Source organism: Sporosarcina sp. P12(2017) (assembly GCF_002743035.1).
GTDB classification, from domain to species: Bacteria; Bacillota; Bacilli; order Bacillales_A; family Planococcaceae; genus Sporosarcina; species Sporosarcina ureae.
This window is the reverse complement of record NZ_PDYL01000021.1, coordinates 11,914-29,437: the sequence shown is the minus strand read 5'-3', so window position 1 is coordinate 29,437 and position 17,524 is coordinate 11,914. Positions and strand designations below refer to the sequence as shown.

General features: G+C 37.8%; 16 protein-coding genes and 2 pseudogenes. 17 read left to right on the top strand and 1 reads right to left on the bottom strand.

Annotated features, from left to right (window positions below; all coding sequences use genetic code 11):
* Positions 1 to 78 precede the first annotated feature (78 nt).
* Positions 79 to 671 (bottom strand): annotated as a pseudogene (locus CSV80_RS15185) (IS4 family transposase); the annotation flags it as partial.
* Between CSV80_RS15185 and CSV80_RS17920 the strand changes: the two are divergent.
* The 17 genes and pseudogenes from CSV80_RS17920 to dctP all read left to right on the top strand — a co-directional run.
* Positions 666 to 1,426: pseudogene (locus CSV80_RS17920) on the top strand (transposase); the annotation flags it as partial. The pseudogenes CSV80_RS15185 and CSV80_RS17920 sit on opposite strands and share 6 nt — an antisense overlap.
* A gap of 436 nt (positions 1,427 to 1,862) precedes the next feature.
* Positions 1,863 to 2,648, top strand: coding sequence for a dioxygenase family protein (locus CSV80_RS15170; protein ID WP_029055032.1), 786 nt, complete (start codon positions 1,863 to 1,865; stop codon positions 2,646 to 2,648).
* A gap of 379 nt (positions 2,649 to 3,027) precedes the next feature.
* On the top strand, positions 3,028 to 3,372 hold the full coding sequence (locus tag CSV80_RS15165) for a hypothetical protein (RefSeq protein WP_051210629.1): 345 nt from the start codon (positions 3,028 to 3,030) through the stop codon (positions 3,370 to 3,372).
* Positions 3,362 to 5,248, top strand: a complete 1,887-nt coding sequence (locus CSV80_RS15160; protein WP_029055031.1) for a XylR N-terminal domain-containing protein — start codon at positions 3,362 to 3,364, stop codon at positions 5,246 to 5,248. The genes CSV80_RS15165 and CSV80_RS15160 overlap by 11 nt, the downstream gene beginning before the upstream one ends.
* An 18-nt stretch (positions 5,249 to 5,266) precedes the next feature.
* Positions 5,267 to 5,752, top strand: coding sequence for a flavin reductase family protein (locus CSV80_RS15155; protein WP_051210628.1), 486 nt, complete (start codon positions 5,267 to 5,269; stop codon positions 5,750 to 5,752).
* A 42-nt stretch (positions 5,753 to 5,794) separates the two neighbouring features.
* Positions 5,795 to 7,078, top strand: a complete 1,284-nt coding sequence (locus tag CSV80_RS15150; RefSeq protein ID WP_099671861.1) for a Rieske 2Fe-2S domain-containing protein — start codon at positions 5,795 to 5,797, stop codon at positions 7,076 to 7,078.
* Positions 7,075 to 8,274 (top strand): dipeptidase, encoded by a 1,200-nt coding sequence (locus tag CSV80_RS15145; protein ID WP_099671795.1) that lies wholly within the window; start codon positions 7,075 to 7,077, stop codon positions 8,272 to 8,274. The genes CSV80_RS15150 and CSV80_RS15145 overlap by 4 nt, the downstream gene beginning before the upstream one ends.
* Before the next feature lie 82 nt (positions 8,275 to 8,356).
* Positions 8,357 to 9,118, top strand: coding sequence for an SDR family NAD(P)-dependent oxidoreductase (locus CSV80_RS15140; protein ID WP_099671794.1), 762 nt, complete (start codon positions 8,357 to 8,359; stop codon positions 9,116 to 9,118).
* A 30-nt stretch (positions 9,119 to 9,148) separates the two neighbouring features.
* Positions 9,149 to 9,511 (top strand): hypothetical protein, encoded by a 363-nt coding sequence (locus CSV80_RS15135; RefSeq protein WP_029055222.1) that lies wholly within the window; start codon positions 9,149 to 9,151, stop codon positions 9,509 to 9,511.
* A 79-nt stretch (positions 9,512 to 9,590) separates the two neighbouring features.
* Entirely contained in the window at positions 9,591 to 10,610 is a 1,020-nt protein-coding gene (locus CSV80_RS15130; RefSeq protein ID WP_233208493.1) for a TRAP transporter substrate-binding protein, read from the top strand.
* A gap of 29 nt (positions 10,611 to 10,639) precedes the next feature.
* Positions 10,640 to 11,203 carry a TRAP transporter small permease gene (locus tag CSV80_RS15125; RefSeq protein WP_099671792.1) on the top strand — a complete coding sequence of 188 codons (564 nt, stop codon included), beginning with the start codon at positions 10,640 to 10,642 and terminating at the stop codon, positions 11,201 to 11,203.
* Position 11,204: 1 nt separating this feature from the next.
* The gene (locus tag CSV80_RS15120; protein WP_099671791.1) at positions 11,205 to 12,494 is read left to right on the top strand and encodes a TRAP transporter large permease; all 1,290 of its coding nucleotides are present in this window, start codon (positions 11,205 to 11,207) and stop codon (positions 12,492 to 12,494) included.
* Between the two features lie 238 nt (positions 12,495 to 12,732).
* The gene (locus CSV80_RS15115; RefSeq protein WP_099671790.1) at positions 12,733 to 14,154 is read left to right on the top strand and encodes an amidase; all 1,422 of its coding nucleotides are present in this window, start codon (positions 12,733 to 12,735) and stop codon (positions 14,152 to 14,154) included.
* Between the two features lie 54 nt (positions 14,155 to 14,208).
* The gene (locus CSV80_RS15110) at positions 14,209 to 14,427 is read left to right on the top strand and encodes a hypothetical protein (protein WP_099671789.1); all 219 of its coding nucleotides are present in this window, start codon (positions 14,209 to 14,211) and stop codon (positions 14,425 to 14,427) included.
* 178 nt (positions 14,428 to 14,605) lie between these two features.
* Positions 14,606 to 15,121: a TRAP transporter small permease gene (locus CSV80_RS15105; RefSeq protein ID WP_158231939.1), complete on the top strand. Its 516-nt coding sequence runs from the start codon at positions 14,606 to 14,608 to the stop codon at positions 15,119 to 15,121.
* 11 nt (positions 15,122 to 15,132) lie between these two features.
* Positions 15,133 to 16,449 carry a TRAP transporter large permease gene (locus CSV80_RS15100; RefSeq protein WP_099671787.1) on the top strand — a complete coding sequence of 439 codons (1,317 nt, stop codon included), beginning with the start codon at positions 15,133 to 15,135 and terminating at the stop codon, positions 16,447 to 16,449.
* 42 nt (positions 16,450 to 16,491) lie between these two features.
* Complete coding sequence (gene dctP, locus CSV80_RS15095) at positions 16,492 to 17,499, top strand: TRAP transporter substrate-binding protein DctP (protein ID WP_099671786.1); 1,008 nt, start codon at positions 16,492 to 16,494, stop codon at positions 17,497 to 17,499.
* Positions 17,500 to 17,524 lie beyond the last annotated feature (25 nt).

Below are 17,524 nucleotides of genomic sequence, written 5' to 3'. Positions count from 1 at the left end.
GATAGCTGACCAGAGATAGTCAACATCCTTTTTTTTACTATGCCTTTTGGCTACTGTGACAGAAACGGATTGTCCGCGTTACGGTACGCCTTTTCCTTTGATTCTTCGAAGCCAGATATGCGCGGACTTCAATAAGGATGCCTTTATATAGCGGCTGATCTGTAGGTATGTTCGCTCACTTTTTTCGTAACTGCGCCTGCACATTCAAGCAGTAGACGATCATCGCAAGATACACTTGGTTGCTGACTTTGTGCGTAGAATTTATTGATGTTTAAATGTTGTTTCATCCATTAGAAGAACAGTTCAATGGCCCAGCGAGACTTATACAGGTCTGCGATTTCGTCGGCAGACAAGTCAAACCGATTCGTAATCAGGTTTAGTTGATTACCTTTGGAATCCAGTACTTTCAAAAGACGGAAAACATTTTCCGAACGGTTTTGGGACGTACCGATGACCACCATTTCGTCGGATAATGCGCCAGTGTCTTCAGGCAGTTTGTAGTGGTCAAATGACCGGACAACCGTATTCTTTCGCAGCCGGGAGACAAAGAAATAGCCTTCATCCGTCATACAGTCGAACCGTTCGTAATCCAAATAGCCTCGATCGAACACATACAGGCATTCCTTATCATCAAACAGACCCTCTAGTTGACCGCGACCATGTTCTTTGGCGAGAAATTGGGGTTCTCCCAAACCATCGCAGATCAGCTTCAACTCTCCGATGAACGCACGTTTTGCATTTATGAAAACAACAAGTTGCTTCAACAGAAAATCTACCAGCTGATTGCCCGATATCACGAAGACGATGCAGCGGGTCATTTAACGACAGATCCCGTTTTCACCCAGATCCCCGATAAGCCAGCATTGGCTTCCCAGCTATCCTTGTCCAGTTTTTTCATCGATTTGATTTGGAAGCGCTCGATCGCCTTCAAACGGCGAATCAGACGTTACTAGACCGGGTTCATCGTGAACGTCAGGCAGGTGCTATAAATATGGACCTTGATTCCTCGCATGCCGATACATACACTCAACAAGAAAAGGCTGCTTATAATGCGCGTTATCAGACTATTGAGCTTCATCCGTTAGTCGCTTTCGACCGCTTGACCGGAGATCTTCTGAAAGCAAAGTTGCGTCTAGGAAATGTCTATACTTCCAATGGCGTCGTCGATTTCATCCGTCCAGTCAACCTAGCCCGCATGACGGTCAGTCTGCTTACTTATAACCTGACCAATTGGCTGCTCACGCTCAGCTTTCCGGCTGCCTCCAAAGGCATTTAAAAGGGAACGATTCGTACCCGATTAGTGAAAGTTACGAGTAAGTTGGTAAAGTCCGGTCGTTACTTGCATATGAAGATTACTTCAAGCTTCATCTACGACCGATTTTTCTGGGATGTGTTGGTACGTGTCCAGCTCATCCAATTGAGGTGAAGCAGAATAACTGATTTTTATAAACAGCTTAGACCAAGGGAGAAGTATGCCAAAAAATCACGAAGTATTCCAAACCCTACCAAACACATAGGCGAAATTGCTGGTAAACCTACAAAGCTAGCTTAGAGCTATAAACTTATGATCATATTTCGGTTTTTCATCTGGCTATTGAATAATTCAGAACTAATACTATCTTTAATCTGTATTGATAATGTCTATAGAATGACGCTAATTAAAGAATTATAATTAGTACTAATAGGTCTAATAAATGGATATAGTCAGTCCTAAAAGTATATTGATTTCGTTTTTACATTGGAATAAGATAAAAGTGTAGATCAAATATTCTAACTTTTCACAGACTTATAAAGTTAAGAACGTATTTTATTAAAGCTGAGTGAAAATGTTAGTATAACAACTAATTAGGGGGAATTTAACCATGCAAAAAGAAGCTATTAAAAAAAATGATCGAGTTGTAGAAGTTTTCGACTTATTCATTAAACATATCCAAGGCTTTTTGGAAGAAGCAGAACTAAATCATGAAGAATATACAAACTTCGTAAACTGGGCAGATCGTTTAGGGCGTACTGGAGAACTACCCCTATTTGCAGATGTATTCCTAGAGACACATTTGTTGCGTGCAATGTATACAGAGATGCCTGGTACACAACCGTCACTTTTAGGACCTTATTTTATTGAGGGAACTCCATTGCTAGAAGCAGAAGATGGAAAACCTGTTGTGTTGACGCAACGACCTAATGAAGCAGGAGATGTATTGTATTTCAAAGGGAATGTAAGCAGTGTTGATGGCGAAGCACTTGGCAATATCAAAGTTGAAATGTGGCAAAATGATGCAGATGCTACTTACTCTGCATTTGACTCGGTTGCGCCAAAATATAATCTAAGAGGTCACTTCTATACGGATGAAAATGGAAACTTTGAAGTGAAAACTATTCTACCAACACCTTATCCAATTCCAACAAACGGTCCTACAGGTGAATTCCTGGAATTTACGGATAAACAACCAATGCGTCCTGCGCACCTACACTTAATGTTTGAAGCTGAAGGTCATGAAACACTGATTACACAAGTATTCCCAGACGATGACAAATGGCTTGAAAATGATGTGGCAGATGGTGTTCGTTTGGATCTTCTAACAAAGTTTGAAAATAAAGGTGACCATTATGAGGCTGCTTTAAACTTTGTAATGCGTAAAGAACAATAATAGCGGCTAACATACAGTGATAGTGTATTTATTATTGGATTCAGACTAAATGTCTTAGGTACTAAATACCTAAGAAAACTAGTTATTCAACTCTGGAATATGATTGTTCTATTTACAAGTGTAGTGTTAAAAGTATTTGCCACCCTTTGGAAGCGCTATCATGAGATAATTTAATGAAGTATCAGAATTTAATTGAGATACGGCTTTATATTTAGAAAATGCTTGCGAAAGAACAGAAAGAGAAAGATAGCCTTTCATTTAACATGATAGTTATTTTGAAAGGATATACGGAGATGAATATATTTGCATAAAAGGAAGTAATCACTTCCTTCTATGCAAAATCCGTTTCTTGGATAGTAAATAAAAAGGGGTGTCAAATATGTATGCAATAGATATAAATATTGTCTCTACGCACCAGCAAATGGAAGATCTTTTTCATTTACCTGACAGACGTTTTTTTGATTGGTGTGCTAAAAGTTATTTTATAAATCGGGGCGTATTTAATGTTATTGATAGTTGGCTTTTTGACTATGGAATGAAGGATATTGTGTTACGACGTAAAGTAATGGATCACTATTTGCGCTACTTGCTTTCACATGGCTTCTACAATGAAAAAAAACATTTTTTACAATTTGGTAAAAAAGGTGTGACGGAAAGTCTTTCTAGTTTCGTAGAAAGACACTTACCTGAACAGTGTTGTGATGGTGATTTATATGAAGCTTAAAGCAAGTGAACTTACACTTAATGATTTGCTCACTAATTCAACAAAGCCAGGCGAAAGACTCCAAGACTTAAACTTTGCACTAACAAGTATGGATGCATGGGCAGTCCTACGAACAGATTTAATCAATGCGCTGGGAATTCAAAGAGCTAAAAGATTTATATTAAGATATGCATACCGATCCGGAATGCATGAAGCTCGTATTTTGAAAGAAAAGATTCAATGGAATGATGATCTTGAATGGCTGCTTGCAGGTTCTAAAATGCATAATTTAACAGGCCGGTCTTTATCTTATCCTGAAGATTTCAATGTAGATATGGAGAAGGGACAATTCAATGTTTCTGGATACTGGATTGATTCCTCAGAAGTCAAACAACACTTAGAATACTTTCCGATGCATGTAGAACCAATTTGTTACTTCTTAATTGGTTACGCAAGTGGTTATACAAGCGAATGTTTAGGAAAGCAAATAGTTTTTAAAGAAATAAAATGTAAAGGCAAAGGTGATGATCACTGTAGCTATACCGGAAAAACAGTAGAAGAATGGGGAGATGATATCTCTGAAGAACTTCTCTACTATGAAGATGAAGATATGTCTGGTGAACTTGATCAGATGTATCAGCAAATTGAACGCCAGAAGGATAGACTTGAAACGGGTTACTCATTAAGTCGTAATTTAACAAAAGTAATGCTTCAAGGAGGCGGATTTAAAGAATTTGCCGAACTATTAGGGAAAAGCTTACATTGTGAAGTTTTAATTGAAAATGTGAATTATGAAGTGATAGGTAAATACGGAGATAATCCCGGTATGGAAAGAAATATGTCAGCGAATAAATTCTGGGACATAAGTAATGAAAACATACCCGAATTCCTTGAAACTGAGCTTAAAGATAAAACATTTAAGTTATTAACGGCACCAATCTTGCTTGAAAATGAGGTTTATGGATTTATTACAATAGCTCTAAATCGAAAGAGCGATAGTTTTCATAGAGACTTACTAGAACGAGTGGCCGTAGTGGTTGCATTGTATATGCAAAATCAACGTGTTGCTATTGAAACAGAACAAAGACTCAAGGGTGAATTACTTGAGCAATTACTTAATGAGAAAAGTGCAGATGTTTTGGAAATTTATAATCGATTTTCTTATCTCGGTTATGATCTAAAGCAACCCCATTACATTATTTACATTGAAATAAATGATCAAACAATAAATGAAGATATCAAAACAAATAATGATTTTTTGAAAATCAGAAGACAACTGACAAACTTTTTTCAAGGTGAAAATAAGTATAACTACAATATTCCAGTCCTGACCAAACTAAATGCTATTCAAACAATTGTGCCTAAACAATTTCTATATGATGAAAAAATGACTATACAAGATTTTGGTGACAGATTGCTAAGGCAATTTGACGATGAAGGTAAACAAATTTGTATCGGCATAAGTGATACAACTGAAAACCTTACAGATTTTAATAATAGATCGAAAGAAGCTAAGAAGGCTGTAGAACTAGCGAAGTTTCGCTCGCGGGAGTCAGGAGTTATTTTATCAAGTGAATTAGGTAACTTAACATTATTCTTAAATGCGAGAGAACCAGAAGAATTAGAGTCATTTGCAAGTGAAAAGTTACATGAAATACTTAATTATGATACAAAAAAGAATTCGGAGTTATTAGAAACACTATTTTATTACACGCAAAATGAATTTAATTTGCATAAAACAGCACGTGAGATGTCTATTTCAATAAGTGGGATGAGATATAGAATACTAAAGATTGAGGAATTACTTTTGATTAATCTTTCAAATTCTAATAGCCGCTTTGAAATTCAAATGGCGCTTCAAATTTACTTGTTACTTGGAAAGATAAAACCTATTTAAATAAAAGGAGGAGTAAGTATGGATCCACGAGAATTTAGAAATACACTTGGACACTTCGCGACAGGGGTAACGGTAATAACAACTACTACAGGTGAAGGTGAGAAAATTGGGTTAACAGCAAATGCGTTTTCATCTGTTTCATTAGAACCACCACTAGTGTTGGTTTGTATCGATAAAAAATCAGGTAGTTTGCAGACATTAAAGAAAGGTATCCCATTCGCAATTAACATTCTTCAAAAAGAACAGGAAGAGGATTGCTGGCGATTTGCAAAAAGAACTGAGGACAAGTTTGCTGGCGCTTCCTATACATTATCCACAGACAAAGTTCCAATATTAAATGAAAATCTGGCTACAATTGAATGTGATGTAGCAGAGGTTATTGAAGGCGGAGATCATTATATTGTGACAGGTCACGTGAAAAGGGTTGCCTACGATGACCAAGCCGAGCCTTTACTTTTCTTCCGTGGGAAAATCGAACAGGTTATGCAAGCAGAATTGGCATAAGAGTAAATTTAGAATGTTAGTAAATTAGGAGGGTTTTTATTTATGTTAACACCAGAAGATAATCAGTTACTGACTCAGACCGATGCAGGCACGCCGATGGGCGATGTATTTAGGAGATATTGGATTCCAGCCCTCCAAACAGAAGAGTTGATTAGTGACGGAAAGCCTCAACGCGTGAAACTATTGGGTGAGGACCTGGTCGCATTTCGCGATACGGAAGGAAAAGTAGGCCTAGTTGATGAGCGCTGTCCGCACCGTGGAACCTCACTTTATTATGGAATTAATGACGGCTGTGGCCTAAGGTGTATGTATCATGGCTGGAAGTTCAATACAGACGGGGAGTGCACGGAAATTCCATCAGAGCCAACGGATGGGAAATTCAGAGAATCAGTTCAATTAAAAAGTTATCCGACAAAAGAAGTAAGTGGCATTATCTGGACGTATATGGGGCCGAAAGAATCGGAACCGGCTTTCCCAGACTTTTATTGGATGAACCTTCCGAGGGAAAATAATTTAGTAGAACGGGTATGGCAGGAATGTAACTATGCACAAGCGATGGAAAATGATCTGGACTTTGTTCACGCTGCATTCTTACATAAAGCGCATGCGACACAAGAAGTGGAAGATGGAATTTTGAGCAGTGATTTGGGAATTGACCCGAATCATCCACTTGTTAAAAACCCTCCGGTGAAACAATCTGTTCAAGATACGAATTTTGGGAAGCGTTGCATTGCAGTGGGCATTGGAACAGAGGAAGAGAATGCCTTTATGGAAATTCATTATATCTTCCCGTTCTACACATACCCACCACGCTTTGGTGGTGAAGATGGTATGTGGCATGCCTTTGTTCCGCGAGATGATCATAGTACGTGGACATGGGATGTGCAGTTCGCTCATGATCGAGCGATTGACGTGGAAGCACAACACGCTCGCCGAGGACTGAAGTTGGATGAGGACCTAAGAAAAGTTGTCAACGCAGATGTTGAATATAATCAAGACCGTGACTTACAGAAAACAGGGAACTTTACAGGTATCCGTGGGATTGCGAACCAAGACCATGCGGCAACTGAAACAATGGGAACAATCGTAGATCGAACACGCGAGAAATTAGGAACGAGCGACCTGCCCATTATTCATATGCGCCGGATCTTATTACAACAAGCGAAAGCGTTCCAAGAGGGTCAAGAGCCGTTATTATTGGAAAATCAATCGTTAAAAACGCTGTATAGTGAAGGACTTTATGATGACAAAGAGAAAAAGTGGCAGGAAGCATTTCCACTTAAAGAACAGTTTGAAAAGAAAAAACAGGCAGTAGAAAATCAATGAATAAGAAACAATATGAAGGATATACATCGTTTAGCTATCTAAAAGCAAACAAAGACTATAAACATTATGAGCTCTCAACAGATCTAAATCGTGTTTCCGCTTATTCTCTTCATCTAACAGCAGATGAAGAGGATAAGTTAAATGAAATTTTGACGGAGAATTTAATTGTATCGCTTAGGGATCACGGATTTATTGTTCCTGAAAAACAAGAAGACATTTTGCCTTATTGCGGAGAATTACATACATTCTTTCATTATGAGGGAATTGCTAAATCAGGAATTGATATCATTTTTGAAAACTTTATGGATGGAATTTCAACCATTACATCGAAGAATGGTTTGAAGTGGGACGATGTCATTTATCTACTCGGTATAAGATATGCAGACATTCAACGTCAAAATACAGTCACCATTGCACGGACCTACAACGATGTAATAAAAGCTAAGCAATTGAAACAAACTGCACTTCTACCTTCTTTAGAGGCAGCAAGCATCCTTGAAAACGAGCTGGATCGTGTAGATATTCTCTACGGCTTTGGTATTAGATGTATGGGCATCACGTATAACGAAGCAAATACTCTTGGTTCGGGGCTAATCGAGCGTCGAGATGGTGGTTTAACTAACTTTGGGCGTCGTGTTGTTGAAAGAATGAATACATTAGGTATGATAATCGATATTTCTCATTGCGGAGATCAAACAAGTTTAGATGTTATTGAGGAAAGTCGTGATCCTGTTCTTATGACACATGCGGGGGCACGTGCATTATGGAATACGCCTAGGATGAAACCAAACCATGTGTTGCAAGCTTGCGCAGAAAAAGGTGGGATCATTGGAGTCTGTGCTGCACCCAATACGACATTAACGAAGAGCTCAACCAAACACTCATTACACTCAGTGATGCAGCATTTTGAGTATCTCGTGGATTTAGTAGGAATTGATCATGTCGGTTTTGGTCCAGATACATTTTTTGGAGATCATGTAGCCTTGCAACATGCGTTTGATGATATGTTAGGCATTTCAGCTTCACATAGTGGAGAGGAGTTTAATGAATCCTCGTATGTTGAAGGATTGGAAAATCCATCGGAAGCAATGAAGAATATGATAGGTTGGATGATAAAAAAGAATTATTCAATTGAAGACATTGTTAAAGTTTCTGGTCAGAATGCAATGAAAGTTATGAAGAACATTCTGGTTTAATCCAACATAAGTACACTTCAAGAGTTGGTTACCAGTATCTAAAGGTGTATTGAATTTTATAAAGATAGGGGCTAGTGTAACTGTGCAAAAAAATACGGTAAGCCAAGTAGCCATTATAACAGGGGCCGGTCAGGGATTAGGTCTCGCTATTGCTGAAAACTTTCTCTTAGAAGGGAAACGTGTTGTTTTTGTAGATGTAAATGAACAGTTGTTAAACGAAGTGAAGACGTCAGAACTAGTAAGCCAATATGCCTCTTCCAAAACAATGTTTATAGCTATGGATGTATCGAATGTGAATGCAATTAAAGAAAGTGTGCAGACCATAGTAGAGCATTGGGGAAGAATTGATATTTTGATAAATAATGCGGGAGTTCGAAGAGAGACGTCTGTTGAAGATATAACGGAAGAAGAATGGAATCTAATTTTATCCGTTAATCTTGGAGGAACGTTTTTCTACTCTCAAGCTGTACTAGATACGATGAAACGACAAAAGAGTGGACGTATTATTAACATTTCATCTTTTGGCGGACAAGCAGGGCCACTTTCATCCGGTGCTCATTATTGCGCTTCAAAAGCAGGTCAACTTGTGCTTACAAAGTCCTTTGCCAGATCACTGGCTGGTCAAGGAATTACAGTTAATGCAGTTGCACCGGCAGCTATTCAGACACCAGAAATGGATACCATTGAGCCAGGTAAATTGGAGAATATGAAAGAAAGTATACCGGTACAAAGATTTGGTGAAGCAGAGGAAGTTGCTAGTATGGTTTCATATCTTGCTTCAGATGCCGCTGGTTATATTACAGGTTCCACGTTCGATATTAACGGCGGATTATTCATGAGATAAATACTTATAAACTAAGAGGAGCTGGAAAAATTGAAGAAAATTGTACATGGTGCACCGCAAATACCGAATCCACTAAGAGTTTTTATTACTTTTGAATCGACAGGATGGTTTGATACTACACAAGAGCAAAAAGAGAATGAACTATTGCCTAAATTGAAATCTATTATAAAAGAATGGGAAAGTAATGGATCAGAACTATTGGGAACGTTTGACCGCGATATTTTAACGGCGGGACATGCAGGGCCAACTAATTGGCATGCATGTTTCCTTTACAATATACCCGACTTGCAAACGGTAACAAATATGACGCATTCATTCCGTGACGCAGGGATAGATCGATATTTCCGACTAGAAGCTTCAATTGGACGACCATTTTTCTTAGTAGAAAATTAATAAGTATTGGAAAGTGAATTAAAGTTTCTAATGTTTTTTTAAAAAGGGGAGTGGAAGAATGAGAAGGTTGCTCATTTCAATGTCGTTAGTATTATTGGTCATGATCATGTCAGCATGTGGAGGAAATGAAGAGAAAGCAAGCGCGGGAAAAAATGATGATGTGATTAAGCTTAGTTATGCTTTTTTTGCACCACCTAATACATTCCCTGCTATTCAAATGGAAGAGTGGAAAAAACGTCTTGAGGAAAGAACAGATGGGAAAGTACAAGTTGATTTATTTACCGGTGGAACCTTACTAGAAGCCAATAATATGTACGACGGAGTAGAAAATGGCACAGCAGATATAGGTTTAACTTCTACATCGTATGAACCTGGCAGATTCCCACTATTGTCAATATCGGATATGCCATCAGGTTATAAGAACGCAACGGTTGCTAGTAAGGTCACAGCCGATTTAGTAAATAATTATCCACCTGAGGCACTTGATAACTTTAAGATCATCACTACATTTGCAACTGAACCCGCATATATACAAAGTAAAAAGCCTATAAAGTCTTTAAGCGATTTAAAAGGAAAACAGTTACGTATAGCTGGTGCTCTTGCGCCAATTATGTCGGAACTTGGGGCTGCTCCTGTTGGAATGTCGCAGGCGGAAGTGCCTGAAGCGTTGCAAACGGGAATTGTTGAAGGTTACGTATCTTCCAGGGAGATACTTAAGGATTCCAAACTGGCGGAAATAGTTGGATATGTTACAGATTATCCATTAGCATTAAATACATTTATTGCCGTCATGAATAAAGAAAAATGGGACTCGCTTCCTGAGGACGTTCAAGCAGTAATTGAAGAATTGAATACCGAAATGACTGAATTTACTGGAGACTACTTGGATAGTCACGTTAAAGAATCTATGGAATGGAGTATAGACTCTGAAGGACTGGAAGTTGTTGAATTATCAGAAGAAGAAATGAAGAAGTGGGATAAAAAGCTTAGCGATATGCAAAAAGAATTTGTTGAAGAAGTACAAAATGAGGGTCTTCCAGCAGAGGAATACTTGAGCGAGATGGAAGAGTTAATCGAAAAATATAATAACGCTGATTGAGTTATTCCTTTAGATTCGGGGGTTTACGAATGAGAAACGAGCAAATAGTAGAATTCGATATTGAAAGCGCTTCATTTATAGAAGACAAACATGAAGAAAAAGTAGTATCTACATCAAATCTATTTTTTAAGACTACTGACTATTTAAACCGATTTCTAGCTGTTATTGCTGGCATGGCTCTAATGTCGATGATGTTATTGATTGTGTTTAATTCTATCAAGCGTATGTACTCCGATCCAATTGCAGGGACAGTAGAGATAGTAAGCTGGCTTGGAGCAATTACGGGTATTTTTGCTTTAGGCTATGCGCAATTAAATAAAGGACATGTCTATATTGATATGCTTTTGGATAAGTTTCCTTCTATGTTACAGAGAATAATTCACACGTTTATGAATGTTTTAAGCGCTTCTTTTTTCTTAGTAGCAGCTTGGCAACTTCTACTGTTCGGTCTAAACCTAGGAAGTAATGGAGTAGTCTCTCAAACAATACAATTTTCATTTTATCCAATCGTAATCTTAAGTTCGGTTGGGTTTATAGGGTTAGTTTTAGCTATTGTGAAAGAAACAATCTTGATATGGAAGGAGGCATCCTAAAATGGATATGAATCTATTAGCGGTACTGGGAATCCTAACATTGTTCTTATTCATGTTTTTAAGGATGCCAATTAGTTTTACGATGTTTATTGTCGGTTTTATAGGACTGATAGTTGCTGTTTCACCTAAAGCAGCCTTTAATGTTTTGAGCGCTGATTTATGGAATCAATTTTCTAGCTACTCACTAAGTGTTATTCCACTTTATATTTTAATGGGAGAAATTGTTTTTAGAACAGGGATTACAGAGAAAATGTTTGAGTCAGCGTATAAATGGGTTGGACATTTTCGAGGTGGTATGGCAAGTACTACTATTTTAGCGAGCGCGGGGTTTGCATCTATTTGCGGATCCAATTCAGCAACTGCCGCAACAATGGGAACGATGGCTCTCCCAGAACTCGATAAATACAAATATGATAAGGCTCTTAGTACCGGAAGTGTTGCAACAGGCGGAACACTCGGTATTATTATTCCTCCAAGTACGGTACTGATCGTTCTTGCATTGCAAATGGAGGTATCAGTTAGAGAACTATTTGTAGCGAGTATCATTCCTGGTATTTTCTTAACTACGCTCTTGATTGCAACAGTTGTCTACTTATGTGTGAAATCACCAACACTTGGACCAGCAGGTGAAAAGTCTAGCATGAAGGATCGACTCTTATCTTTAGTAGGTGTTATTCCTGTTGCAGGTCTATTTGTTTTCGTTATTGGTGGTTTATTCTTCGGCTTTTTCACACCGACTGAATCCGGTGCATTTGGTGCATTTGGTGCAATTGTTATTTCCTTAGTTATGGGAAAGATGACAAAAGGAAACTTTCTAGAAGCGATGGCTGGTACTCTCCGTTCATCCGCGATGGTATTAATGCTTGTGGTGGGAGCGATGGTGTTCGGACGATTTTTAACAGTTACAAGACTCCCGTATGCGGTAGCTGAATGGGTGACTAATCTTCCGGTTGCACCAATCTTTGTGCTAATTGCTATTTTGATTGTTTATGTCATTGGCGGCTCCATTATGGATGCCCTAGGATTTTTAATTATCTCCATCCCAATTTTTTATCCAACCGTAATAGCTCTTGGTTATGACCCTATCTGGTTTGCAGTTCTACTTTGTGTCGTGACAAGTATGGGAGCCATTACACCACCAGTGGGTGTGAATGTTTTTGTTGTACAAGGTCTAACGAAGGAGACACCAATAACAACTGTATTTAAGGGGGCATCGTACTTCCTAGTTGCATATATCGCATTTATAGCACTACTAATCACATTCCCACAAATTATATTATTTTTGATATAGTGGGATGATTTTATAAATCTAGACTCCTTCAAGCATTCTGAAATTTAATCAGTAAACGTGCATGAAACGAAATCTCTTCAAGTTAGCGTGTCACATCAATTGCTAACTAGTTGAAAGGAGGATTTTCAATTGAATATAAACGATTACTTAATTACTATTATTGGGATAGAAAAATCGGACCTTTTATCAGGTGAGCCTGCATTTACTTTTTCGCTTGAAAATATCGGGGAGGATAAAGATGAGTGAACTTCTATTTGAAACTATTGAGGCAGTAGGTTCGTTAATTCAAAGGAAAAAAGTGTCCCCAGTAGAATTAACTAAATTATCGCTTGCCCGTATCAAGAAGTATGATCCTACACTGACAGCTTTCATAACAGTTATGGAAGATAAAGCAATTAATCAAGCAAAAGTACTTGAAACTGAGCTACAAAATGGTGAAAACCGTGGACCGCTACATGGTATCCCAATTGCAGTAAAAGATTTACTGCAAACAGAAGGGGTCCGTACAACGGGAGGATCAAAAATCTTTCAAAATTGGATACCCGATGAAGATGCTACTGCCGTCCAAAGAATGAAGGAAGCAGGGGCTATTATTATAGGGAAAGCAAACCTTCATGAATTTGCTATGGGAGCAACAACCGAAAATCCTCACTATGGAAGTGCAAAAAACCCATGGGACATAACAAAAATTCCAGGCGGTTCAAGTGGCGGTTCTGCTGTTGCAACAGCTACAGGCATGGCTTTTGGTTCTATTGGGACAGATACCGCAGGTTCTGTCCGGTTACCTGCAGCAATGTGTGGAACAGTCGGATTTAAACCTACGTATGGACTGGTGAGCAGGCATGGCGGCTTTCCATTTAGTTGGTCACTTGACCATGTTGGACCGATGACGAGAACGGTAAAAGATGCTGCCATAATGCTAGAGGCCATGAAGGGCTACGATCCAAAAGATCATTCTTCAGTTAAGAAAAATCATGAAATCCATTTCAAAGAATCATTACAGAATTTGAAAGGGATTAGATTAGGTTTCTATGAACCCTATATGTATTCTGGTATTGATACAGATGTGAAGCGTGTAATTGAACAAGCATTCGATCAATTAAAGTTCCTTGGAGCTGAAATCGTTCCAATAGATTTACCTGGAATAAATGAGGCACTTGATGGTTTGAAAACGATTGCTCAATCAGAAGTAGTATCTTTCCATGATCCTTTATTAAAAAAACATAGTGATTTATATGGAGATGATTTGAAATTTCGATTCCAATTTGGCCGAGACATTTCAGCGACAGATTATATAAACGCTCAGCGAACTCGAAAACAATTCGTACAAAACACAATGAAGCAGATGAGTGGAATAGATGCGCTTATTGGACCGACAAACGTCCAACCGCCATTTGAGATCGGCACAATGGTTCCTGAACAAGCAATAAGTAATATGTTTACACTTGGTAAAACACCACTCGCAAACATCCTTGGCTTTCCAGCACTATCTGTTGCTTGTGGATTCACAAAATCGGAGCTTCCAGTAGGGCTTCAAATAATCGGAAAACCATTTACGGATAAAAAGATACTTGAAATTGGCGACTGCTATGAACAATCGCAGCAATGGGTGCAAGCATTGAAATTGAATAGGAACTATATGAGGTTAAGTAAAAGTTAGGGGAAAAGGGGGTTATCAATATTAAAAAGATAAAATCGTATGTGATCCTTTTTGATGAATGGTTTGGCCCCCCCCCCGAAAATAATTGAAGAGAAAATGAAGAGCGGCGAAATTGGGATGAAAGCTAAAAAAGGATTTTATGATTTTGAAGAAGAAAAGTTGAGTGATTATCAACTGAAAGTGCTCACTAAATTTATTGATTTGCTACAGCATTTTGAATTCATTAAAATTCCTGAAAAAAGCGGAGTACCTCAAGAAATAGAAAGTCCTTAATGTAGGATTGTCGATTACTATTTAGTCTCCTAAATATCATATATATTTAGGGGATTATTTTTTATCCTTTTGCAGCAGCTATTTAGTCCAATAAGTAATCAATTATTAACAGTATAGATCTAGCTAAATATAACAAGTTTATATTAATAGAATCTATACAAGAAAGGGGGAGATGAGTGTGCTGAGTGTGCTGTTAAGAATAAGTAATCTTTTGGATTCTATTATAAACTTTATGGCGATTCTGGGTAGAGTAGTAATCATCATCATTAGTTTATTGATCATCGTTGATATTGTTTCATTAAAGTTTTTCAGTTATCAATTTCCATGGGTTTTAGAGGTTTCTGAATATCTTCTAGTATTTTTAACTTTTTTAGGTGTTGCTTGGTTATTGAGAGAAGATGGACATATTAAGCTAGACTTATTATTAAATAGACTAAGCGAAAAAAATAGAATGCGCATGGAGATATTGAACTCGTGTATAGGGGCCATCATCTCTTTGGTAATTACGGTTTATGGATTTTTGGCAACTTGGAATTTACATATGAGGGATATAAAAACAGAGAATATCCTAGAAATCCCACGTTCTTTGCTAATAGTCGTCATACCAGTTGGCTTTTTATTTGTTTTCATACAATTCATTCGAAACTTCCTATCTGCGATCAATAAACTTAAATCAAGAAGAGAGAAAAGCTAGGAGGTAATTAAATGGAATGGTGGGGCGTTTTAGCGCTAGTATTTGGAAGTATGTTTATTTTATTTATGATAGGATTACCGATTGCATTCTCATTTTTAACAATAAATATTATAGGCGTTATCGTATTATGGAACGGAGAAGCGGGACTCAACCAACTCATCTTAAATATATTTTCTTCCGTATCAAAGTTTTCTTTATTACCTATTCCAATGTTTATCTTAATGGGTGAAATTATGTTTAGGACGGGTTTAGGTTTTAAAGTTTTTGAAGCGGTCGGAAAATGGTTTGGGAATTTACCAGGTAGATTAAGTATTGTTGCTGTTGGAAGTGGAACTTTATTTTCAGTTCTAAGTGGATCGAGTGTAGCGAGTACTGCGTTATTGGGATCATTATTAGTTCCGGATATGCAGAAAAAGGGGTATAGTCCGGCAATGACTGTTGGACCAATACTTGGTAGTGCCGGGCTTGCCACTATGATTCCACCTACTGCATTAGGTATATTGCTTGCATCACTTGCATCAATCCCTGTTGGACATTTCTTATTTGCCATTGTTGTGCCGGGTCTTTTATTGGCAGTAATATTTGTTCTATATATTATCATTAGATGTTATTTGCAACCAGAGCTAGCACCTGCTTATGACGTCGATAAAGTGCCATTGTCTGAAAAGCTAATCGGAACGGTTAAATATATTTTGCCGCTTGGACTTATTGTGTTCCTTCTGTTAGGTGTTATTATACTCGGAATTGCAACACCGACCCAAAGTGCTGTTTTAGGAGCATTGGGAACTATTGTATTGTCTTATTTTTACGGTGGTCTAACTTGGTTAAAATTCTGGGAATCACTTACTGGAACATTAAGGTCCAGTGTAATGATCTTTATGATTATTATTGGATCCACTACATTTGGTCAAATTTTGAGTTATACAGGTGTAACGCAAGGTCTTGTGCAACTCGTTGGAAATTTAGAATTCCAACCAATTATTATTTTAATACTGATTCAAGTAGTGCTGCTTATACTTGGCTGTTTTATGGAACCTTTATCAATTATGATGATGACGCTTCCAATACTGATGCCCATTGCGAATGCAATGGGGTTCGATCCTCTGTGGTTTGGGGCAATTATGCTTCTTAACATGCAAGTTGCAACAATTACGCCGCCTTTCGGTATGGATCTGTTTGCAATGAAAGCAGTCATTCCTAAAGGTTCTATTTCAATGAAAGAGATCTACAAAGCGGTCATTCCGTTTATTTTATTGAACTTAGCAATCATGGCACTAATGATCGTTTTCCCATCATTAACTTTGTGGTTACCAAGCTTCGTTAAATAATAATTTTATTCGCTAGAGTAAAAGGTAGGAGGAGAAAAAGTGATGAAAAAGATTAAGATATATCAGATGACAGTCTTCGTGCTATTAGCCATTCTTTTAACGGCTTGTTCAAATGGAGATGGAAAAAATGAAGGTAGTAATTCAAAGGGCGTGACATTAAATGCCGTTAGCTTTTTACCAAAAGATCATCCTTTAACTGCAACACTTTATGATTGGATTGACTCGGTAGAAGATGCAACAGATGGAAGAGTGAAGGTGAATTGGCGTGGTGGTGCCGACGTGATACCAATTGGAGAGCAATTTGAAGCGATGAATTCAGGTGTTATGGATATTAACTTTACTTATATTGGACAATACCAATCACTTGCACCGGAAACGCTTAGTATAGCTTTATCGCAACTAACACCATCTGAAGAAAGAGAAAATGGGTTTTACGATTTAATGGTGGATCGGCATGAAGAAATGAACGTTATGTACTTAGGTCGATGGTTAACAGGTTCTCCAAGACTATGGTTAAACGAGCCGATTGATAGCGTAGATGATTTAAAGAACATGCCTATACGATCAGCACCTAACTATACACGTTTTTTTGAAAAGTTAGGAATTGCTTCTGCAATGATTGATCCTTCAGAAGTTTATACATCTTTACAAACAGGCGTTGTTAAGGGGTTTGTTTATGGTGGATTTAATGGACCAAGAAAGGATGGTTGGACTGATTCATCTAAATATATTTTAGATCATCCTTTTTGGACACAAAACTGTACAATACTAATGAATAATGATAAATGGAATGAAATTTCAACCGAAGACCGCGATGCAATTGTTGCGGCAACAGCTGAATATGAGAAAGAAATGGTAGAGTACTATACAGAACTTGATAAAGAAGAAATTGCGGAATTGGATAAAAGTGGTGTTGAACTTTTCAAACTACCTAAAGCTGAAGAAGAAAAGTTTTTGGATTTAGCTTATGATACCGAGTGGGGGTATTTGGAAAAGGAAGTACCAGAATTAGTAGATGAACTAAGGGTATTAACAATGAAAGAGGAATAGGTTTTAATTAGTTTCGTTAAGAAGT